This window comes from Variovorax sp. HW608 (genome assembly GCF_900090195.1).
GTDB lineage: Bacteria > Pseudomonadota > Gammaproteobacteria > Burkholderiales > Burkholderiaceae_C > Variovorax.
Window position 1 is genome coordinate 3178512 of sequence record NZ_LT607803.1, and the last position, 22031, is coordinate 3200542.

Annotated in this window: 15 protein-coding genes; 6 read left to right on the forward strand and 9 right to left on the reverse strand. The window is 65.6% G+C overall.

Annotation, left to right across the window (positions count from 1 at the left end):
• Window positions 1-146: 146 nt before the first annotated feature.
• Window positions 147-710 carry a hypothetical protein gene (locus VAR608DRAFT_RS14860; RefSeq protein WP_088954753.1) on the forward strand — a complete coding sequence of 188 codons (564 nt, stop codon included), beginning with the start codon at window positions 147-149 and terminating at the stop codon, window positions 708-710.
• On the opposite strand, the gene VAR608DRAFT_RS14865 is transcribed toward VAR608DRAFT_RS14860, so the two are convergent.
• The 3 genes from VAR608DRAFT_RS14865 to VAR608DRAFT_RS14875 all read right to left on the reverse strand — a co-directional run bounded on the left by VAR608DRAFT_RS14865 (window position 707) and on the right by VAR608DRAFT_RS14875 (window position 2641).
• Window positions 707-1333, reverse strand: coding sequence for a class I SAM-dependent methyltransferase (locus VAR608DRAFT_RS14865; RefSeq protein ID WP_088954754.1), 627 nt, complete (start codon window positions 1331-1333; stop codon window positions 707-709). The genes VAR608DRAFT_RS14860 and VAR608DRAFT_RS14865 overlap by 4 nt on opposite strands.
• Before the next feature lie 16 nt (window positions 1334-1349).
• A complete protein-coding gene (locus tag VAR608DRAFT_RS14870; RefSeq protein ID WP_088958797.1) occupies window positions 1350-1790 on the reverse strand; it encodes a CBS domain-containing protein in 441 nt (146 codons plus the stop codon).
• Window positions 1791-1897: 107 nt separating this feature from the next.
• Window positions 1898-2641 (reverse strand): SIR2 family NAD-dependent protein deacylase, encoded by a 744-nt coding sequence (locus tag VAR608DRAFT_RS14875; RefSeq protein ID WP_088954755.1) that lies wholly within the window; start codon window positions 2639-2641, stop codon window positions 1898-1900.
• 110 nt (window positions 2642-2751) lie between these two features.
• On the opposite strand from VAR608DRAFT_RS14875, the gene VAR608DRAFT_RS38280 reads away from it, so the two are divergent.
• The 4 genes from VAR608DRAFT_RS38280 to VAR608DRAFT_RS14890 all read left to right on the forward strand — a co-directional run bounded on the left by VAR608DRAFT_RS38280 (window position 2752) and on the right by VAR608DRAFT_RS14890 (window position 6483).
• A complete protein-coding gene (locus VAR608DRAFT_RS38280) occupies window positions 2752-3231 on the forward strand; it encodes a cation:proton antiporter domain-containing protein (RefSeq protein WP_269458556.1) in 480 nt (159 codons plus the stop codon).
• Window positions 3228-4001, forward strand: a complete 774-nt coding sequence (locus VAR608DRAFT_RS14880; protein ID WP_269458557.1) for a cation:proton antiporter — start codon at window positions 3228-3230, stop codon at window positions 3999-4001. Before VAR608DRAFT_RS38280 ends, VAR608DRAFT_RS14880 begins: the two co-directional genes overlap by 4 nt.
• A 77-nt stretch (window positions 4002-4078) precedes the next feature.
• Window positions 4079-5407: an NAD(P)/FAD-dependent oxidoreductase gene (locus tag VAR608DRAFT_RS14885; RefSeq protein WP_088954756.1), complete on the forward strand. Its 1329-nt coding sequence runs from the start codon at window positions 4079-4081 to the stop codon at window positions 5405-5407.
• Between the two features lie 98 nt (window positions 5408-5505).
• Window positions 5506-6483 (forward strand): tripartite tricarboxylate transporter substrate-binding protein, encoded by a 978-nt coding sequence (locus VAR608DRAFT_RS14890; protein WP_088954757.1) that lies wholly within the window; start codon window positions 5506-5508, stop codon window positions 6481-6483.
• A 541-nt stretch (window positions 6484-7024) separates the two neighbouring features.
• Here the strand turns inward: VAR608DRAFT_RS14890 and VAR608DRAFT_RS14900 are convergent.
• Window positions 7025-7237, reverse strand: a complete 213-nt coding sequence (locus tag VAR608DRAFT_RS14900; protein WP_231973518.1) for a hypothetical protein — start codon at window positions 7235-7237, stop codon at window positions 7025-7027.
• A 303-nt stretch (window positions 7238-7540) separates the two neighbouring features.
• Between VAR608DRAFT_RS14900 and VAR608DRAFT_RS37055 the strand changes: the two genes are divergently transcribed.
• Window positions 7541-7837: a hypothetical protein gene (locus VAR608DRAFT_RS37055; RefSeq protein ID WP_157730973.1), complete on the forward strand. Its 297-nt coding sequence runs from the start codon at window positions 7541-7543 to the stop codon at window positions 7835-7837.
• Window positions 7838-8099: 262 nt separating this feature from the next.
• Here the strand turns inward: VAR608DRAFT_RS37055 and VAR608DRAFT_RS37060 are convergent, their stop codons facing one another.
• The 5 genes from VAR608DRAFT_RS37060 to VAR608DRAFT_RS14915 all read right to left on the reverse strand — a co-directional run bounded on the left by VAR608DRAFT_RS37060 (window position 8100) and on the right by VAR608DRAFT_RS14915 (window position 22007).
• On the reverse strand, window positions 8100-8264 hold the full coding sequence (locus VAR608DRAFT_RS37060; protein ID WP_157730975.1) for a hypothetical protein: 165 nt from the start codon (window positions 8262-8264) through the stop codon (window positions 8100-8102).
• Window positions 8265-8572: 308 nt separating this feature from the next.
• Window positions 8573-8917 (reverse strand): DUF2489 domain-containing protein, encoded by a 345-nt coding sequence (locus tag VAR608DRAFT_RS14905; protein WP_231973519.1) that lies wholly within the window; start codon window positions 8915-8917, stop codon window positions 8573-8575.
• Window positions 8914-12357 carry a DUF637 domain-containing protein gene (locus VAR608DRAFT_RS14910; protein WP_157730977.1) on the reverse strand — a complete coding sequence of 1148 codons (3444 nt, stop codon included), beginning with the start codon at window positions 12355-12357 and terminating at the stop codon, window positions 8914-8916. Before VAR608DRAFT_RS14910 ends, VAR608DRAFT_RS14905 begins: the two co-directional genes overlap by 4 nt.
• 400 nt (window positions 12358-12757) lie before the next feature.
• A complete protein-coding gene (locus VAR608DRAFT_RS37065; RefSeq protein WP_157730979.1) occupies window positions 12758-13117 on the reverse strand; it encodes a hypothetical protein in 360 nt (119 codons plus the stop codon).
• 10 nt (window positions 13118-13127) lie between these two features.
• Window positions 13128-22007 (reverse strand): two-partner secretion domain-containing protein, encoded by an 8880-nt coding sequence (locus VAR608DRAFT_RS14915; RefSeq protein WP_088954761.1) that lies wholly within the window; start codon window positions 22005-22007, stop codon window positions 13128-13130.
• Between the last annotated feature and the right edge of the window lie 24 nt (window positions 22008-22031).

Genomic DNA, 22031 nt, shown 5'->3' on the forward strand with positions numbered 1-22031 from the left:
CGCAACAGTCCCCCGCAACTTTCAGGCCCTTTTCGTGCGGTCTTGACGGTGGCGGCGGGCCGTGCACCCGCGCCGGCCCGACCGGTCCGCCTTGCCATGGCATCCTCGAACGCGCAAACAAGCAGACGCTGCACGGCGCGAGAGACATGGCATTCGAGAAACTGCAGATCACCGGACAGGACGGTCGCCACTTCCGGCTCGGCGAGCCCATGGAAGTCCATGACCGCGGGACCTTCCTGGGCACGCTCGATCCCGTCACCGTGAGCCGCGACGGCACCGAAGTGCTGATCCAGCGCTTCCTGCCTTCGGCCTTCGTGAAGAAGGAAAAGCGGAATTTCGGCCCCCTCGTGCTGCTCGAGGTCACCACCTTCCTCGCCGAGCAGTTCCAGGGGCTGCAGGCGGTGAGCTACCTGCTGAGCCGCGAGATCGAAATGCATGGCGACGGCATGCAGATCGCCCTCGCGCGTTCCGCGCTGCTGCAGGCGATCGGCGCCGAGGGGGTGGCGGTTTCGCCGCGCCCGGATTCCGAGACGCCGGGCAATTTCGTGGTGCAGGGCGTCTGGGCCTACAACGAACGCAACCTCGCCGCGCTGCGCCACTGCCTCGAGCGCGAACGGACGACCTATCGGCAATGGGATGATGCCGCCGCCGAGACCAGCCAGTCCATCGTCGCGCTGCGCGATCGCCTGCGCCAGCTGCTCACGCGTTAGGGCTTGCGCCACACGCTCGCAAGCCACGGCTGCTGCTCGAACGGCAGCCCGGTCGGGCGGTAATAGTGGTCGAGCTCGTCGAAGCCGGCGCAAGTCATCAACGCCCGCCAGCCCGCAAGGTCGTGGAAGGCGCCATAGCGCTGGCCGCGCCAGCCCTCCTCCCCCTCCCCGCGCGGATTGGAGCAAAACAGCACGCCGCCCGGCTTCAGCGAGGCCCGCAGTTCGCCGAGCACGCGCGGCAGTTCCTGCTGCGGCACGTGGAACAGCGACGCATTGGCAAAGATGCCGTCGAAGCGCTCGGACGGCAGGTCCAGCGACAGGAAGTTCTGCAGCCAGACCTCGCAGCCGCTGTGGGCGCGCGCCATCTGCGCGAAGTGCGGCGCGCCTTCGAGGCCGATCGCCACATGGCCGAGCCGCGAGAAGGTCTTCAGGTCGCGGCCCGGGCCGCAGCCGAAATCGAGCAGGGTGAAAGGCGGCGGCGCCTCGATGTGATCGAGCAAGGCCGCGATGTTCTGGCTCACGTCATGGCGGCGCGTGGCGACCCAGAAATCGTCGGCCTGCCCGTCGTAGTGCGCCAGCGTCAGGGATTCGATGCGTTCGAGTTCTTCGGGCGAAAGAGGCATGCAGGGCGCGGCCGGATCAGCTGCGGTCTCCTGAGATGTAGTGCTGGAGCTGCTCGATGATGAAGTTCTGCTCCGAGATGATGCCCTTGACGATGTCGCCGATCGAGATCAGCCCGACCAGCCGGCCGTCGTCCAGCACCGGCAGGTGCCGCACCCGGCTTTCGGTCATCAGCGCCATGCATTCCTCGCTGGTCTGGCTCGGCCGCACGTAGATCACGGCACTCGTCATCACGTCGCGCAACAGCGTGTCCTTGGAGGAACGCGCCAGCAGCACGACCTTGCGCGCGTAGTCGCGCTCGGTCACGACGCCGACGATGCGTTCTCCCTCCATGACCAGCAGCGCGCCGACGTTTTTTTCGGCCATCAGCTTGACGGCTTCGAAGACCGTCGCGGACGGCGCGAGCGCGTACACCGCCGAGCTACCCTTGGCCTTGAGAATTTCAGCCACTGTCTTCATGCTTTCGTCCTCCGGGATGGCAAGCGCATCCATTCTGCGCGGCCCGCACGGCCCTCACAAGCCAATGCAGCGTCGGCGATGCCAGGATTACGACAGGAGTTCTACTTTCAGGATCCTGCGCCCGAATGGCCGAGCCCCGCGACCAGCCGCGGCAGCAGCTCCTCGGCCGCACCGCGCAATACGGCGCTGGCGGAATCGTCGAGGTGCAGGGGCTCGATGTTGAGCGTGATGAGCTGGCCGCCCGCCGACAGCGCCGCGAGCGGCAGGTCGGCCGCCGGATAGACGACCGCAGTGCTGCCGACCACGATGAAGACGTCACAGTCCTGCGCGGCCGTGCTGGCATCCAGCAGCACGCCCTGGTTGAGCATCTCGCCGAACATCACGACGTCGGGCCGCGCGCGCGAGCCGCAGCGCTTGCAGCGGTTGAGCAGCCACGGGCCGCGGCGGTTGCCGCAGTGGTCGCAGCGCCAGCGCCGCAGCGAGCCGTGGAGTTCGAGCACGTCCTGGCAGCCCGCGATGCCGAGCAGCCCGTCGACGTTCTGCGTGATGAGCCGTGTCGCCGGACGCAGCCGCTGCAATTGGGCCAGCGCCAGATGGCCGGGATTGGGGCGCGCGCTTTCGACCACCGCGAGCCGCTCTGCCCAGAACCTGGAGAACCCCGCCGGATCGCGCTCGAGGTCGTCCGCATGCGAATACCGAAGCGCGTTCTGGTTCATCCAGAGACCGTCGGCATCGCGGTAGGTCGGGATGCCGGAGGCCTTCGACAGCCCCGCCCCCGAGAAGACCACGATGCGCCGGGCCTCGCGCAGCAACTCGATGGCGGTCGCTATCGGTCCACGGCTTTCGGTCATCGCTCGATTCGGGGCATCCGGCAAGGCAGTGATTCTTGCACGCGGCGCGGAAAAAACCGATCGCCGAAAATGCGTGCTTCTTCCGCCGACCGACCGAAGCCCTCCCCGTCATGCCGCTGGCCCTGCTGCTCCTGCAACTCACCGTGATCCTGATCGTCGCCCGCCTCTCTGGGCAGCTGCTGCGCGCCTTCGGCCAGCCGATGGTGATCGGGGAGATGGCGGCCGGCATGCTGCTCGGTCCGGCCGTGTTCGGCGCGATGTTTCCAGAGGGGCATGCGCAACTGTTTCCCGCGGCGTCGCTGCCGGGCCTGTCGTCGCTGGCGATGATCGGGGTCGTGCTGTTCATGTTCATCGTCGGGGCCGAGCTGCGCTCGCCCGGCGGCATGGGCGCGCAACTGCGGGCGGCGGGCTGGGTGGGGCTGTCGAGCATGGCGCTGCCGATGCTGCTCGGGCTCGCGATCGCGCCGGTGCTGCATCCCGCGCTCGCGCCTGCCGGCGTGGCCTTCTGGCCCTTCGCGCTGTTCCTCGGCGTGGCGCTGTCGATCGCCGCCTTCCGGTGCTCGCGCGCATCCTCAAGGACCGCGGCATGACCCGCACCCGCGTCGGCCAGCTCGCGCTGAGCGCGGCCGGGGTGGTGGACGCGGTCGCTTGGGTGCTGCTCGCGCTGGTGGTAGCGCTCGCCAGTTCGGCGGCCGGCCTGCAGGGCTTCTTCAGGATCAGCGCGGGCCTCGCGGTGCTGGTCGCCGCCGTGTTCCTCGTCGTCAAGCCGCTGGTCGCGTGGCTGCTGCGCGTTCACGCGCCCGGCGGCGTGCCCTCGCCGCTCGCGCTGGCGGGGCTGATGATCGGCCTCTTCTCGTGCGCGATGCTGACCGAATGGCTGCACCTGCACGCGGTGTTCGGCGCATTCCTGTTCGGCGCCTGCCTGCCGCGCGACGACCGGCTGCTCGCTGCGCTGGAAGCCCGCATCGAGCCGCTTTCGGTCGTGGTGCTGATGCCGATCTTCTTCGCGCTCGCAGGCCTGGGGACCACGCCCGGCGCGTTCGCGAATGCGGGCCTCGGTGCAATGGGCCTGATCCTCTTGACCGCGATGGTCGGCAAGCTCGCGGGGGGCGCGGCGGGTGCGCGGGTCTGCGGCTACGGCTGGCGCGAAAGCCTCTCGACCGGCTGCCTCATGAATTCGCGCGGGCTCATGGAGCTCATCGTCATCAAGGTGGGCCTCGACACCGGGCTGATCGGCGCGGAGCTGTTCACCATGCTGTTGGTGATGGCGCTGGTCACCACCGCATCGACCGGCCCCTTGCTGACGCTGATCGACAGGCGCTCGCGCGATCCGGTCGAGCGCGCGGCCGGCCACCACTGAGCGCCCGCGGGTCGGCGGCACAATCCGCACCCGCGTCATTTCAACGATTTCAACTGCGAACCAGGAAAGGGAAGACCATGCAAGCAAGCCAGCCAGACTGCGACGTGCTCGTGATCGGCGGCGGTCCCGCGGGCTCGACGGTGTCCACGCTGCTGGCGCGACAGGGCCGCCGCGTCGTGATGCTCGAAAAGGACCATCACCCGCGATTCCACATCGGCGAATCGCTGCTGCCCGGCAACGTCGAGCTGTTCGAGAAGCTCGGCGTGCGCGAGGAGGTCGACCGGATCGGCATGCCCAAGTTCGGCATCGAGTTCGTGCCGCCGGACCTCGACTACCGCAGCTATGTCGACTTCTCCGAAGGCTGGGACCCGCGCAAGGATTCGGCCTGGCAGGTGCGGCGCTCGGAGCTCGACGAGCTGCTGTTCCGCAACGCGGCCCGGCAGGGCGCCGTGACGCTCGAAGGCGCCCAGGTCCGGCAGGTGGATTTCGACGACAGCGGCGCGACGGTGCAGGCTACGTTGGAGGACGGCACGAGGCGCAGCTGGCGCACGCGCTTCGTGGTCGATGCGAGCGGGCGCGACACGGTGCTCGCCAACAAGCTCAAGAGCAAGCAGAAGAACCCCGAGCACAACAGCACCGCGCTCTTCGGCCACTTCCGCAACGCGCGCCGGCTCGAAGGCAAGCGCGAGGGCAACATCAGCATCTGCTGGTTCGAGCACGGCTGGTTCTGGTTCATCCCGCTCGCCGACGGCACCACCAGCGTGGGCGCGGTGTGCTGGGCCTACTACCTGAAGGCGCGCGACAAGCCGCTCAAGGACTACTTCTTCGACACCATCGCGATGTGCCCCGAGCTGCACGACCGGCTCAAGGACGCCACGCTGGTGGACGACATGGTGCACGCCACCGGCAATTTCTCCTACTCCAGCACGCACGCCACCGGCGAGCGCTACCTGATGGTGGGCGACGCCTTCACCTTCATCGATCCGATGTTCTCCTCGGGCGTGTTCCTCGCGATGCAGAGCGCGTTCGACGGCGCGAAGCTGGTGGAGACCGCGCTCGACCGCCCGGCCGAGCTGCCCGCGGCGCGCAAGGCGCTCGAAAAGCGCATGCGCGTCGGCCCGCGCGACTACTCGTGGTTCATCTACCGGGTGACCAACCCGACGATCCGCGACATGTTCATGCACCCGAACAATGTCTTCAACGCCAAGCAGGGGCTGATGTCGCTGCTGGCGGCCGACATCCACCACGGGCCGGCCTACCGGCGGTCGCTCTTCATGTTCAAGGTGCTGTACTACTTCATCTCGGTCGTGAACTGGCGCCGCACCGTGGGCGGCTGGAAGCGGCACCGCTTCAACATCCGCGACATGGGCCCGCTGCGGGGCGAGACCATCCTCAAGGGCGAGTGACCCTGCCGGCGCGTAGGGGGACACCGGGATGAGTCAGCGTCGGGTCAGCCGATAAGATCGGCGGTCCAACTGCTTCCCCATCCGTATCCGGAGAGACCATGAAGAAATTGTTCGCCCTCGTGGCGATCGCCGCGGCAGTCGCTGGCGTCCATGCCCAGGACTTCCCTGGTTCCAAGACCATCACCGTGGTGGTCCCCTTCGCTGCCGGCGGCCCGACCGACCGCGTGGCCCGCGACCTCGCCGAGGCGCTGCGCAAGCCGCTGGGCGGCGCAACCATCGTGGTCGACAACGTGCCGGGCGCCGGCAGCTCGATCGGCGCCGCCAAGGTGGCGCGCGCGGCACCGGACGGCTACACGCTGCTGCTCAACCACATCGGCATGTCCACCATCCCGACGCTGGTGCGCAACGTGCCCTTCAAGGTCGAGACCGACTTCGAATACCTCGGCATCGTCAACGACGTGCCGATGACGCTGATCTCGCGGCCCAACCTGCCGGCCAACAACTACAAGGAGCTGTCCGCCTGGATGGCGGCCAACAAGGGCAAGATCAACCTCGGCAACGCGGGCGTGGGCTCGGCCTCGCACCTGTGCGGCCTGCTCTTCCAGAGCGCCACCAAGACCGAGATGACGCCCGTGCCGTACAAGGGCACCGCGCCGGCCATCACCGACCTGATGGGCGGCCAGATCGACCTGCTGTGCGACCAGACCACCAACACCTCGCCGCACATCGAGGGCAAGAAGGTGAAGGCCTTCGCCGTGACCACGCCCAAGCGGCTCACCACCCCGCTGCTGAAGAACCTTCCCACCCTGCAGGAAGCCGGCCTGAAGGACTTCCAGGTCACCATCTGGCACGGCCTCTATGCGCCCAAGGGCACGCCGCCGGCCGTCACCAAGAAGCTCAACGATGCGCTGAAGCTGGCCCTGAAGGACCCCGAGTTCATCAAGCGGCAGGAAAGCCTGGGCGCCGTGGTCGCTAATGACGGCCGCATCGAGCCCGAGGGGCACAAGAAGTTCGTGGCGGCGGAGATTGCGAAGTGGAGTCCGATCATCAAGGCTGCGGGCGTTTATGCGGATTGATTGAGCCCCGCAAGGTACATGCAAAAGCCCCTCCTCGGAGGGGCTTTGTGTTTGTGGAACGCCGGCTTGCCCCGACCTTAGGTGGCGAAAGCCCGTCAACGTCATTAAGACCATCGACGGCAGCGAATTGTTAGGCATCCTTAGAGACCGTTCTCATTCGTCTCGCAGTCGTCCTTAGATGTATAGAGCTTGTACTTGATGCCCGAGAGAGTTGCCCATGCCCGTAATCCCACGAGCAAGTCTTGAAAAACAGAGTCCTCCAGATTCAGTTCGTAAGGCCATATCGCAACGAAACCCATCGGAGAGTCTTCACACGGAATGTCATATTTCCGACCAGCTTTGGCCATCTTGAGGCTGTGGCAATACATGTGAATGTTCCTCCTGAACTCGACGGTCCAGCCATTGCGTACTTCGCTTCGCATGTCGATTGAAAATTGACTAGGACACCTAATTCAACGGACGGCCATCGAGCTTCCAGATACCTCAGGATCGCCGGTGTATCGGCGCGACGCAGCCACTGCATTGTTTGCCACATCAAAATTTACCCACCATCACGAGTCTCAATAGTTGCCAACGCATAGATATCGTCCTTCGGTAAGAAGGCCTCTACTTCATAGGCTGCGGGCGAGTTGGGGTCACCAAAGACCAATACCACTTTCACAACAGTCCCGACAGGCAGCGCAACAGTTCGGCGCTCTCCAATCACCGTTGCTTCAACGGGCTTCGGCAACACAAACGTGTCGTTTTCTCTCATAGCACTCACCTTTTTTCAGGGATATCTGCCGCCAGTCGAGTTGTACCGGAAGTTCAGGCTGCGGCAATTAATTCCTGGATGGCTCGCTTCGGAAGGGGGTATTTCAGCAGCATGCTAATCCGGCTTATACACGGAGGCGGGCCTTGCGAATCCCGCCCAAAACACCCACAAACGTCCGCAGTTAGGGCACTTGCGCACCGGCAGCATCGCGCGATAGATTTCCTCCGCGTCTACGGAGCCCCAAAACTGATCATAGGCCTCATCAGAAATCAGCAGCAGCCGATCACGACATGGGATTTCGCCATGCCTAATCTGATGACCGCACGTACAAGTTATGTTTGGTATTTCTTTCTATTGGCGATGCTGCTGGCCGCGTTGCAGTTCGATGCCGTTGATGGCGTCGGGACACTCTATTGCAAGTCGGACCTTGACCGAAACAATAAATTCAGCACCAAGCTCATTTTGCATTTGATCGGTCAACTGAATACCGCACGCTTAAGAGGCCGCTTCGGCGTTCTCACTGCCAAAACCAGAGTTCGCCGGATTAATCAGGCGCCGCCCATTCACTCGCCATTATCCCCATATTCACCCTCAGCCTGACGGTTATTTTCGCCTCTGCAGCGCCCGGCTGTCACACCGAGTTTCAACTTCATCATGTCGTTACCACCATTTGGGAAATTGCAAAAAACTTTCTTTGATGCTGGCGAGGACATCCTTCGATATTTTGCCTTCGAAACTCGATGGCACAGTGCTTGCGTCGATATTCTTCCTTGTAGTGGACCACAGCGGTTGCGAAATTTCTATTTCCATATCGTTTCTATTTGAGAAGAGCGTGTACGAGAACTCCGGGCTGCACCCGCACCTAGACCTGGGGCACCAGCACCTGCTGGGTGCTGCCATCGGGCAAGGTCACCGTCTGGCTGACCATCCAGACGATGTCGCTCGTGAGCTGCGCCATCTGCTCGGGGGTGAGTGCGATGCCGGGGGTCAGGTGGTATTCCTTCGCGAAGGTGGCTCCGGCGTCCATCAGCGCGATGTCTCGCTCTGGTCGTCCGAGTAGCCGGCGAGGAAGCGGTTGCCGGTGCGCTGGGCGATCTGCCGCGGATCAGGCGCTGTTCGTAGAAGGCGTCGCCCAGGCGCTTTTGCAGGTTGCTGGGGTCCAGGCCGAGCTGGCTGAAGAGGTAGTCGCTGCCGATCCACTGGCCGTAGTTGGTGAACCGCGGGTCGGTCTCGATCAGGTAGCGGCTGGTGCTCTCGGGTGGGTTCGGAAGAGGCTCGCGGTGGGCAGGGTGCTCGGCGTGGCCGTGCGCACCGCCCGCCATCGACACTGCAGAGTCAACAGCCAAATCGATCAATGAGATTTCTGCACGCTTGTGGAGCGAACGAACTCGCCCACTTCTCTGCACTCTTCATTTCGGGCTCCAGCCGTGCAAGGGCCTCCGGAGCCCATAGGTGGCGCTGATTCTCAAGAGGAAAGTGATCGGTTTCTGACCGAATCACCACGAAGACATCAAAGTCAGGATCGCGATCAGCAACTCCAACCAACTGACTCTTGATGCCCAGCACCTGCTCCGCTCCCTCCAAGAACGGGAGCTCGCCACTCAGCATAGCCCGCACTATCGTCACCAGGCGGCGACGTTCCAAGGTCTGGTATTCATTCATTGCGCGCAACTCGCTCATCTCAAGGGAATCGATTTGGGCTCTACAACTTGGCCGGTTATCGCGTTCCGATATGCATGAATCTCGAATTTCAAACCATCGGCCGCTGTGTAGCTTGCACTGCTTACCTTACTCCAGTCGCTCGCTTGCCCTCCGTATTCCGCCACCAAACGGGAGGCATCTCGCAGAGGAACACTTGTCCCATTGCCTGCGATGTTGATGCCGTTCCCAGAAAGTAGCTCCGAAAGCTGCTGCTGACTCGCTAGTGACTTGTTGAGATTCAATCCATTGACAACGTTTACAGCGCTATCTGCCCCAGTCGCCGCTCTAACCGCCACACTCCCCAACGACTTCGCCCCGAGGCTGGTGGCCGCATCCACGACAGCGACGCCCACCTTTGCGGCGGCTCCCACGCCGCCGACCACCGCGCCGACCTGATAGATCAGACTGCCCAGGTCCTGACCAAGCTGCACCGAGTTTTGCGCGCCACCCACGTCCAGCGCGGTCTGCATGCGACTGATCTTCGCGTCCAGTTCGCCGAACAGGCTGTCGCCAAGCTTCTGGCGCATGTTGTCGTCGCTGATGAGTTGGCGCAGACCATTGAGACCAGCGACCGGGTCTGAGAGGAAGTCCAACAACCCCTTGACGTCGCTGATCCCGGATTGCACCAATCCAAGGCCGACGCCCATCTTGGTCAACTCATCCTGAGCAAAGCTCGTCGCGCCCCACTTGGCTAGAACCTTGAGTTGATCCAGGGGCGTCTTGGCCGCGGCCTTCTCCGCCTCGAACTGGGCCTTCTGCTGAGTCGCCAACCAGTTGTTGGCCGCCGCATTGGCCCCGGCCTGACTCGCGAGGTTGATGTCTGCCGCATCCAGTCCGGCAACCGCGCCGGCGATGCTGCTCATCATGGCGGCGAACTGGACCGTGTCGCCCTGCGTGTTCAGCGCCCCGGGGTCGTACAGGCTGGCTGCGAGTTCGCCAATGGCTGCACCCAAGGCGCCCGCACCGCAGCTGCCATCCGTGCGTGCGGCTCCCACCGCACATCCCGCAATGGCATGCGCCTGCGCCAGCATGTTCGCGACGCTGCCCGGCTGGATGTTGCTGCCGATCCCGAACGCACCTTGTGCTGCAACGGTGTCAAGGAAGGCGTTCTTCAACCCTTCGCTCAAGGCACTTTCAAGGCTCCCGCCATTGATGGCGGTGCTGATCACTGCCTTGGCCGCACCGGCCGTCAGGTTCTGCCCCAGTTGTTCGATGAACGGCTGCGCGCCACCGCTCACTGTCGGCAGCCCCGTCGGATTCATGTTCAAGCCGCCGAGCACGCCACCCGTCACGATGGCCGTCAGCAGATTCTTCACGTTGGAACTGCTACCCAGGTCGTGCAACGCCGCGCCGATGTCGCCTTGGTTGTTGATCAGCGCCACCGACGCCTGCCCCGCCAGGGCCGACACGCCCGCCGTCACCGCTCCGCTCACGACCATGCCTGTCGTGCCACCGCCCACGGCACTGCCAGCGCTCGCCCCGAGTCCCGAGGCCGTGCCCCAGGTCGCCCAGGTCACGACCGCCATCACCACGGCCGCGCCCTCAGGCGTCAACCCCTGCTTGCCGTAGTTCCACTGCCGGTTCGCTTCATCGAGCTTCTGCCAGTCGACCTTCCCTTGCAGGTTCGGATCGCTGTTGATCTGCTGCACCCAGCCCATCCCCGGCTGCTGCGCCAGCGCCTCCAGGCTGTCCCTGGCGTTCATGCCGACCGTCACGCGGTTGGCATTCACCTGCAGCCCGCCGGCGTTGATCTGGTTGTAGTTCAGCGTCTCCTTGCTTGTCCCCGAGTCGGACGTGCGCTGCCACATCAAATCCTTGCCGCTGCCCTTCTGGGTCATGGTCAGGTCGGTGGATTGCAGCGCGAGGTTGACGCTGTCGCCTTCGAGCTTGAGCGTGCCGGGGGTGCTGATGGTGGTGCCCGCGATGGTCACGGCACCGCGCACGCCGTTTGCATCCTCGGCCGTAATGTTGATGTTGGCGCCCTGCAGGCTGGAGCGCGCCAGCGAGGTGGCCTGCGCATCGTAGGTGTCCTGGCTCTTGGCGCCGAAGCCGTGCCCGGGCGGATGCAGCGCAACCGCGCTGACACTTCCCCCTTTGCGATCCTCGCTGAGTGTGAGGCCGGCTTCGTTGGTCGCCGCGACGATGGTCACGTCGCCACCCTTGATGTTGACATCCTTGGCCGCGGAGACCTCGGCGCCGCGCAGGTACACGCTGTTGTTGCCCTCGAGCAGAACACCGCCTTGGCTGCTGGTGATGCTGCTGGCCGAGGCGTTGTCGGTGCGCAGTTCGATGCCATTGCCGCCAGCGCTGTCCTTGGTGAGGAAGGGGTCCTTCATCAGCCCGCTGGTGCTGCGATGGATGTAGGCGCTGCTGCTCGTGGTGCTGCGCCCCTCGACCACATTCAGTTCATTGCCGGCCGTGATGCCCACACCCTGCGTGCCGCTGATGTGCGAGCCGACGATGTTGACGTTGTTGTCCGCGTGCATCGACACCAAGCCGCCCGAGAAGCTGCTGCCCACGCTGGTGCTGCTGGCTTCACTCGCGCCCAGGCTGGTGGTCGAGCTGGAGAGGGTGCCTTTCTTGGTGGACTCGTAGCCAAAGGCCGTGCTGCGGGTGCTCTGCCCGTCGACGATGTTCAGGTCACGTCCGGCGTTGACGATCAATAGGCCTTCTCCCGAGTTCACGTTCGCCTGACGCGCATTGATGTCCTGGCCGGCGGTGATGAGGGTGGTGCCGTTGGTGGCGATCGTGCTGCCCACCTCGTGGCTCTGGCTGGAGGCAATGAAGCCCTTGCCGTTGGGCGCCACGTAGCTGAAGCTGCTCGACTCGGTGACGGTGCCCAGATTGATGTCGTTGCCCGCGTGCAGGGTGGTCATGCCGCCCGCGCCTCGGTTGGCGATGTTGGCGCCCGTGACGTTCAGGTCATTCCCGGCATTGATCGAGAGCGTCGCCTTCGGATCGCTCACATAGACGCCGGCCACCCGATCGACGACCTGCCCATTGACCGCACCATTGAGTGTGGTCGCACTCGTGGTACTGGCGATATGGATGTCATGGCCCGCCGCGAGGCTCAAGGACTTGCGCGCATCGATCGTCGCGCCGATGTTGTCCAGGTCATTGCGCGCCGTGAGGCCCACGGCGCCACCCGTGATGCGCCCGCCGTCGACGTTCCGGATGTCATCGGCCGTGATCGACACCAGCGAGCGTCCGGCGATGGTGCCGCTGTTGGTGACGGCGCCCGCACCGGGCTGGGTGTCGATCTTGACCCGCTCGGCCGACAGCAGCGCCCCGTGCCCGTCGATGTCCCCGGGCTGCACCCGCACGTACACCTGGGGCACCAGCACCTGCTGCGTGCTGCCGTCGGGCAAGGTCACGGTCTGGCTGACCATCCAGACGATGTCGCTCGTGAGCTGCGCCATCTGCTCGGGCGTGAGCGCGATGCCGGGGGTGAGGTGATATTCCTTCGCGAAGGTCGCCCCCGCGTCCATCAGCGCGAGGTACTCGCTCTGGTCGTCCGAGTAGCCGTCCAGGAACCGGTTGCCGGTGAGCTGGGCGATCTGTTCGCGGATCAGGCGCTGCTCGTAGAAGCCGTCGCCCAGGCGCTTTTGCAGGTTGTTCGGGTCCAGGCCCCCCGGCCGCTACTAATCCACCTTCGCCCACCGCAACCATCCCAGATGGTTGCACTGCATCGCTCGCAGCCGCATCTGAAGCCGCTCCCCAGGTCGCCCAAGTCATGACCACCATCTCCACAGCGGCCCCTTCGGGCGTCAACCATAGTTCCACTGCTGCGCACTTCATCGATCTTCTGCCAGTCTTAATTTACAAAACTGCTATTGGCAATACACCAAATCGATTCGTGATCACATAAGACTCAAGTCCATCTCGGTTGGGAATTACCGTCAAGACCTCTCCCGTCTCAAACTCCAACGCGAAAACTCCATCAATATATTCCGATTTTCTAACCTTCTTGTTCAAATATCCGATCAACAAAAAACTGGAGCTTGGCTCTTCGCCATTGCCGCTGAGAACAACGTCTCCATTCGTGCATTTGAATGGGCATTGAATTAACAAGCTCGCGTCACTTGAGAAAATCATCGCAATCGAACCCGCCCCAATGGTAATCCCCACTAAAAGAGCGGACGAAAACTCTTCCAAGTCTCGTTTATCAACATTAATCATCCTGATTCTTTCAGCGGGCTGGCGGCATTGAATTTGGAGGCAGCGGGATATGTGTATCACCCCTAGCTCCGGTCCCTCCAGTCGACGGATTTATCGGCTGCCCATTCTTCACCGAAATCCAGTAGCCGTCTTGAAGACCCAGCACCGGCGTCGCGCCAGGGGGCATCACGCGAATATACGTGCTGCCAGGTGCGTTTGGGTTTGTGCCGGGCGGGTAATAAATGGTGCTTCCTGGTGTTCTACCTGGCAGACTAACCCAATCAGATGGGATGACCGGCGCCTGCGGTGGATTGGTGAACGGCTGGAGAGTCGAAGGTACCTTAGGGCTGCCGATCGCGCCCCCAATAGCCACCCCAATGGTCGGTCCCGCCCCCACCAGCACAGCCGTCATGCGATCCACCACCCCCGCAGCCTGTACCACACCCGACAGCGAGTCGCGCAACTTGGTGATGTCGTCTACCTGCTGCCACATCAGCTCATTGACGAGCGCCTTTTTCTCTGGCGTGTCGGCATAAGTCGACGCCCACATCAGTTGTTCGAGGTTGGTGCTGGCGTTGTTACCCAGTTGCATGCATTGGCTGAGGTTGCTGCCGCTGCCACCGCAGGCGCTATCGATGCGCTCAGCCTGCTTGGCGGCATCGCTGGCGGCATCCTGGCGCATCTGGTTCACGTCGCAGGTGTTGCCGGTGCCGCCCGAACATGCGCGCAGATCCGCCACGAGTTTGCTGGTGCCGCGCAGGCTCAGCGCGTTGTTGGCCGCTGCGTTGGCTCCGGCGGCCTGCGCCAGCGCGATGCCCTGGGCGTCGGCTCCCGTTATGGCGGCAGCCAAGGCAGCGAACATGCCGGCCATCTCGACGGCTCCCGGTTTGACGTTGCCTTCTTCATCGCGTCCATAGACGCTGGCGCTGATTTCGCCAATCACGGCGCCGATCGCCCCGGCCGAGCAGCTTCCATCGGTACGCGCCGCGCCCACCGCACATCCTGCAATCGCATGTGCCACTTTCTGCGTAAAGTCGTCCAGCACGCCTGCGGCCTTGAGGTCACCAAGGGCGTACGCCCCTTGCGCCGCGACGGTATCGAGCACACCGCTCTTCAGAGCACTTGCAAGATTGCTCTCCAGGCTGCCCCCGTTGACCGCCGTGTTGATCAGCGCCTTGGCACCTGCCGCCTTGAGGTTCTGCCCGAGCTGGTCCATGAAGCCTTGCGCGCCGCCATTGACCGTAGGCAGGCCATTGGGGTTGAGATCGAGCCCCGCCAACACTCCGCCGGTGAGCATGGCCGTCACCAGACCCTTGACGTTGGCGCTGGACCCGAGGTCATGCAGCGCCGCGCCGATGTCGCCTTGGTTGTTGAGCAGCGCCACCGCAGCCTCGCCCGCCAGTGCAGAAACACCTGCCGTCACCGCGCCCCCGACGACGCTCGAAACCGTCATCCCCCCGGCCGCTACAAACCCACCTTCGCCTACCGCGGCCATCCCGGAGGTTGCTGCCGCATCGCTCGCAGCCGCACCCGCGCCTGAAGCCGCGCCCCAGGTCGCCCATGTCACGACGGCCATCACCACAGCCGCGCCTTCGGGCGTCAACCCCTGCTTGCCGTAGTTCCACTGCCGGTTCGCTTCATCGAGCTTCTGCCAGTCGACCTTGCCCTGCAGGTTCGGGTCGCTGTTGATCTGCTGCACCCAGCCCATCCCCGGCTGCTGCGCCAGCGCCTCCAGGCTGTCCCTGGCGTTCATGCCGACCGTCACGCGGTTGGCATTCACCTGCAGCCCGCCGGCGTTGATCTGGTTGTAGTTCAGCGTCTCCTTGCTTGTCCCCGAGTCGGACGTGCGCTGCCACATCAAATCCTTGCCGCTGCCCTTCTGGGTCATGGTCAGGTCGGTGGATTGCAGCGCGAGGTTGACGCTGTCGCCTTCGAGCTTGAGCGTGCCGGGGGTGCTGATGGTGGTGCCCGCGATGGTCACGGCACCGCGCACGCCGTTTGCATCCTCGGCCGTAATGTTGATGTTGGCGCCCTGCAGGCTGGAGCGCGCCAGCGAGGTGGCCTGCGCATCGTAGGTGTCCTGGCTCTTGGCGCCGAAGCCGTGCCCGGGCGGATGCAGCGCAACCGCGCTGACACTTCCCCCTTTGCGATCCTCGCTGAGTGTGAGGCCGGCTTCGTTGGTCGCCGCGACGATGGTCACGTCGCCACCCTTGATGTTGACATCCTTGGCCGCGGAGACCTCGGCGCCGCGCAGGTACACGCTGTTGTTGCCCTCGAGCAGAACACCGCCTTGGCTGCTGGTGATGCTGCTGGCCGAGGCGTTGTCGGTGCGCAGTTCGATGCCATTGCCGCCAGCGCTGTCCTTGGTGAGGAAGGGGTCCTTCATCAGCCCGCTGGTGCTGCGATGGATGTAGGCGCTGCTGCTCGTGGTGCTGCGCCCCTCGACCACATTCAGTTCATTGCCGGCCGTGATGCCCACACCCTGCGTGCCGCTGATGTGCGAGCCGACGATGTTGACGTTGTTGTCCGCGTGCATCGACACCAAGCCGCCCGAGAAGCTGCTGCCCACGCTGGTGCTGCTGGCTTCACTCGCGCCCAGGCTGGTGGTCGAGCTGGAGAGGGTGCCTTTCTTGGTGGACTCGTAGCCAAAGGCCGTGCTGCGGGTGCTCTGCCCGTCGACGATGTTCAGGTCACGTCCGGCGTTGACGATCAATAGGCCTTCTCCCGAGTTCACGTTCGCCTGACGCGCATTGATGTCCTGGCCGGCGGTGATGAGGGTGGTGCCGTTGGTGGCGATCGTGCTGCCCACCTCGTGGCTCTGGCTGGAGGCAATGAAGCCCTTGCCGTTGGGCGCCACGTAGCTGAAGCTGCTCGACTCGGTGACGGTGCCCAGATTGATGTCGTTGCCCGCGTGCAGGGTGGTCATGCCGCCCGCGCCTCGGTTGGCGATGTTGGCGCCCGTGACGTTCAGGTCATTCCCGGCATTGATCGAGAGCGTCGCCTTCGGATCGCTCACATAGACGCCGGCCACCCGATCGACGACCTGCCCATTGACCGCACCATTGAGTGTGGTCGCACTCGTGGTACTGGCGATATGGATGTCATGGCCCGCCGCGAGGCTCAAGGACTTGCGCGCATCGATCGTCGCGCCGATGTTGTCCAGGTCATTGCGCGCCGTGAGGCCCACGGCGCCACCCGTGATGCGCCCGCCGTCGACGTTCCGGATGTCATCGGCCGTGATCGACACCAGCGAGCGTCCGGCGATGGTGCCGCTGTTGGTGACGGCGCCCGCACCGGGCTGGGTGTCGATCTTGACCCGCTCGGCCGACAGCAGCGCCCCGTGCCCGTCGATGTCCCCGGGCTGCACCCGCACGTACACCTGGGGCACCAGCACCTGCTGCGTGCTGCCGTCGGGCAAGGTCACGGTCTGGCTGACCATCCAGACGATGTCGCTCGTGAGCTGCGCCATCTGCTCGGGCGTGAGCGCGATGCCGGGGGTGAGGTGATATTCCTTCGCGAAGGTCGCCCCCGCGTCCATCAGCGCGAGGTACTCGCTCTGGTCGTCCGAGTAGCCGTCCAGGAACCGGTTGCCGGTGAGCTGGGCGATCTGTTCGCGGATCAGGCGCTGCTCGTAGAAGCCGTCGCCCAGGCGCTTTTGCAGGTTGTTCGGGTCCAGGCCGAGCTGGCTGAAGAGGTAGTCGCTGCCGAGCCACTGGCCGTAGTTGGCGAAGCGCGGGTCGGTTTCGATGAGGAAGCGGGCGGTGCTTTGCGGGTGGGTCCGGAAGAGGCTCGCCGTGGGCAGTTGGGTGCCGGGCGCGGCAGTGCGCACGACCATCGGGACGCCCTGGCTGGCCGAGCCGGCGCCGTCGGCGCTGGCCCCGGTGACACCGGGACCCGACCCCACGGCCGAGGGCACTTCGAGGATCGCGCCCGCGCCCTGGCCGCTCTTGGCGGTGCCGGCGCCGCTCGCCGAGCCGCTGCCGCTGCCGCTGCTCGCGGTGCCCGGGGCGCCGCCGACGGCGCTGGTCGCCTGGTGGCCCTGGGGTGGGCCGTAGGCCGTGAGGTCGATGGCGGTGGCGGTGGTCTGCGTGCCCAGGTCGAAGAGCGCCGTGTTGCCTCCGGCGTCGATGCCCAGCACCGTGGTGTGCACCGACACGCTCTGCTGGCCCTGGGTGGACTGGCTGTCCACGTTGCGATGGATCGTGAGGTCGTAGCCCGCGAGCACCTTGCTGTCGCGGTTGACGAGGTTGCCCGTGAGCGTGAGGTCGCCCCCGGCGCTGATGACGGCGGGGCGGACGTTGGCGATGCCGTCGGTCGTGGAGGTCGTGGTGGTGGTCCACAGGCCCAGGTTGCTCAGGTAGGTCTTCCACTCCGAGGTGCTGCTCTGCGTCACCTGGGCGCCGGGGACGACCTGCATCTGGGTGTCGCGGTTGTCGACGTTGGCGACATCGAGAGTCATGCTGCCCACGGACTCGAGGTCGGCGCTGTGGTTGTTCAACTGTGCCGCCGTGCCGATGGCATAGCCGTTGGCATCCAGCGCGCCGCCGACGTACAGGTCGCCCTCGCTGTGGATAAGGGCGCCGTTGCGGTTGTTGATCTGTGCTGCGCCGATGTCCAGGTCGCCGCGCGAGACGATCGCGCCGCTGGAGGTCTGGCCATTGATGGTCTCGGCGTCGTTGGTCAGCGTGCCCGTACCGATCGCGATGTGGTCGCCGTAGATGCGGCCGGTGCCGAGGTTGTCGACGCTGGTGCTGGCATCGATGCGCGTCTCGCCGTTGCTGTCGATGAGCCCCCGGTTGCTGACGCTGCCCGCGACGAGGTGGGTGTCGGCGCCCGAGAGTTCGCCGCTGGCGGCGTTGTCGATCGCGTTGGCACTGACCGTCAGGGTGCGTCCGGCCACGAGCTGCCCTGCATTGCTGAGCTTGCCCGTGGTGCTCAGGCTCAGGGCGCCGCTGGTGCTCAGGCTGGCGCTGTTGCTGATGTCCTGCGTGAGTGCAATGGCGAGGTCGTTGGCCGAGGCGAGCGTGCCCCCGGCGACTTGGCCGAGCTGGTAGCGCGCCGCGTCGATGACGATGCCGCCGAAGGCGGTGGTGCCATTGGCGGCATTCGCCGCGGTGCCGCCGGCCAGTGTGCCGCCGGTGTTCACGATGGCCAGCGTCTTCGCGGCCGGATCGGCCCGGTTCGGGTCTTGCAGCGTGAGGGTGTCGGCGGCGCTGATGAGGCCTGCGGTGTTGTCGATGGTGCCGCCGCTCGTGATCGTGGCATTGCCGCTGGCGCGGACGGCGCCGGACTGGTTGACCAGCGCGTTCGTGGTGATCGCCACCTGGGTGCCTTCGATGCCCTGGTCGGTGCCGAGGGTGGCGCTGTTGTCGATCTGCGCGGCCGCAAGGGTCGTGGTGCCGCCGGCGCGGATCAGGCCTCCATTGGCGTTGTTGATGGTGCCGGCATTGAGGCTCAGATCGCCCACGGCCTGGACGTGGCCGCCGTTGTTGGTGAAGTTGCCACCCTGCGTATCGATGGCGACATTGGAGCCGCCGAGCACGGCACCACCGTTGTTGGTGAGGTCGCCCGTGGTGGCGGTCAGGGCGTCCGCCGCGCGGATGTAGCCGGTGGTGTTGTCGATCGCACCGGTGGCCAGTTGCAGCGCACCGCTGCTGAGGATGCCCTGCGGCGTGGCGCTGGTGCCGGCCAGTTGGTTGCCGAGCGTGTTGGTGTTGCTCAGGCTCTGGCCGTGGGTGTCGATCGACAGGCCCGTGCCGGCCTGGATCAGGCCGGCGTCGTTCACGAGGGCGCCGGTCTGCAACTGCGCGGTCTGGCTCGCGACCAGGATGCCTTGCGTGTTGGTGAACTGTTGGCCGTGGGTGTCGAGATGCAGGTGGGTCCCGTAGACCTTGCCGGCACTGTTGTCCAGGCCCGCATTGACGAGCGTCGTGTTGCCGCCGGCCTGCAGGGTGCCGCCCGCGTTGATGGTCGCGCCGCCGGTGGTGATGGAGAGGTCCTGGCCCACGGCGGCTACGGTGCCGGCGCTGTTGTCAAAGGCACCCGCTGCCACGGTGGTGTTGCCGTTGGCCGCGATCAGGCCCAGGGCATTGCTGGCCTGCCCCTGGACCGTGGCGGCGAGATCAGCGCCCGCGGTGAACTTGCCGCCGTCGTTCTTCAATGTGCCGGCACGAAGCGTCGCGTTGCCATCGGCGCTGAGCGTGCCCTGTTGGCTGTTGTCGAGCGCACCTGCGACAGCGAGATCGAGGCTGGAGCCGTTCACAGCGCGCACTGCGCCGCCCTGGTTGCTGAGCGCCCCGGCGCTGATGGCGGTGTTGCCGTTGCTCGCGATGACGCCGGTGTTGTTGTCGATCTGGCCGCTGACGGCGATGCTGGTGGCGCCCGAGCCGGTTTGCAGGATCTGGCCTGCAGCGCTGTTGTCGAGGTTGGCGCTGCGCACATCGAGTGCACCCGCGCTCAGGGTGCCGCCCTGGTTCACCAGCGATTGCGCGCCGTTGCTGTCGGCTCGCAGGATCAAGGTCCCCGGCGTCGCCACGGTGGCGCCGCTGGTGGCGAGCTCGCCCTGGGTGGCGGTCACCGCGATGTTCGCAGCGCTCGTGGTGCTGCCCGAGAGGTCGACACTGGCGCCCTGCAGCGTCGCATTGCCGGCAGCGAGGTTCTGGCCATGCGCGGCCAGGGCGCCGCTGGTGCTGACGCTGAGGTCACCCGCGCTGCCCATGCTGCCATCGGCCGCGATGCCGGCGCCCAGCAGGCCGCCGCCGGAGAGGCTGCCCGCCGTGACGGTGACGTGGCGCGCGGCACTCAAGGTGCCATCGTTGGTGAGCGGCCCTGCGACGGCGAGCGTGGCGTCCTGCTCGGCACGCAAGGTGCCGCCGGTGTTGTTCAAGCTCCCGGCCTGCAATTGCAGATCGGTCGCGGCGTGGATCCGGCCCTGGGTGTTGAGGAGCGCGGCGCTGGTGGCCACCTGCACCCCGGCCTGCGCCGAGGTGATCGTGCCCGATGCGTTGTTCAGCGCCTGCGCGGCGAGCACCACCGCGTTGTTGGCTGTAAGCGAGCCGGCAGCATTGGTGAGCGCTCCCGCGGCGCTGGCGTTCAGGCCGCCCGCGGCCGAGATCGTGCCGCGCGTGTTGTTGAGCGAGCCTCCAGCATTGAGCGTGGCATCTGCGTCGCTGCTCAAGGTGCCGTCTTGATTGATCAGGTCGCCCGTGCTCGCGATGCTCAGATTCCCCGCGCGCAGGACACCACCGGTGTTGTCGAAGGCGCCGACGTTGGCGGAGAAACCGTTGGCGATCGCGAGCGTGCCCCCGGCGTTGCTGAACGTCGGGCCGCTCACGGCGAGATCCGCCACCGCGATGCGTCCGCCCGCGTTGTTGATTTGCGGCGTGGCGAGCACCAAGGCGCCGCCGGCTTCGATGTGGCCGCCGTCGTTGAGGATCGCGGTGGCGGCGCTCATCGTTCCGGGCGTGGGCGGCGTCGTGGACGCAGGCGGTGTCGTCGTGCCCGCGTCCACGCTGGCCGTCGAGGGCGAGGTGCTTGCAGTGGTGGTGCTGCTCGCGGTGCCGCCAGCGGAAGGCGTGCTCGCCGAGGTGCCCGTACTGGCCAGCGTCTCGATGCCGATCGTGCCACCGGCGGTGTTGCTCAAGGAGGGCGCACTCACCGTCAGGCTCGCGCTGCCGGTCTGGCGGATCGTGCCGCCACGGTTGTCGATCTGCGCGCTGCTCGACAGGTCCAGGTGGGGCGCCTGGATCAGGCCGCTGCTCACGAGATCGCCGGCACTGCTCGCGATGTGCAGGTCCGTGCCCGCCGCGATGGTGCCGCTGTTGGCGATGCTGGGGGCATCGATGCGAAGCTGGGTGTCCGCCTGCAGGGTGCCGCTGGTCTCCAGGCGCCCCGCCGAGGTCACGACAAACTGCCCGGCTCCGGCCAGGGTCGCCGGGGCGCCACTGGCGGAATTCGCACTGGCCTGAATGGCGCCGGCGTTGCGCACGCCGACGCCTGCCTCGGTGCCCACCAAGAAGATCTTGTTGGCGTACATGCCCCCGAGCTGCGCGACATCGAGGGCAAAGGCGGGCGCGGCGCCAGCGCCTTGCATGGGTGCCACTTGGCTATGGTCCGCGCTGATGTCGTTGGCACCGGTGACGACCTTGAGCTCGCTCGCCCAGATGCCCGCGTTGACCTGCACGGCGCGCGCCAGGATCGCCGCATAGTCGGTCTGGCTCAGGTCGAGGCCCTTGCCGTCGACGCTCACGGTGCCGCCGCGCACGGCGTAGCCGTCCAGGCCACCGGAGAGGTTGTACTGGGGGGTGCCAGTGGTCAGCGTCACGCGACTGGCGTTGATGAACGCGCCGCCGTCCACTGCGATGCCGGCGGGGTTGGCCACCACCACTTCGGCCCTGGTGCCCGCCACCTCGAGCGCACCGCGCAGCTGCGTCGGGTTGCCCGAGACGACCTCGTTGACGATCACCCTGGCGGTGCCTGTCGCGAGCCACGGATTGCCCTGCACCCAGCCGCCGAGCTGCGTCTGCACGTTGGTGCGGCTGTTGTTGAGGATCGCGCCGTTGTTCTGGATGTCGAACTGGCTGTAGGTGTTGCGGCTCACCCCGGCGGCGCTCGGCGTGGTGATCTGAACCAGCGGCACACCGTTCGGGGCCACCAGTACTGTCGGGCGCTGGGTGCCCGGCGCAGACGGAGAGGCCACGATCTGCGCCGAGGCCCCCATCGACGCCAGGATCGCGACCAGACCCATACCTGTCGTGATGGCGGTCGCGATGCCGGCGCCTCCACCCGATGCCGGGGCGCTACTGCCGGTCGTGCGGCTGGCGCCCTTGCCGGCGCTGCGCGCGCATTCGTGCACGGCCACTCGGATCGAGCGCGCCGCGCAGAAGATCACCTTGTGCAAATTCTTGTTCATGTTCTTCCCTCCCGGTGAGTCCGG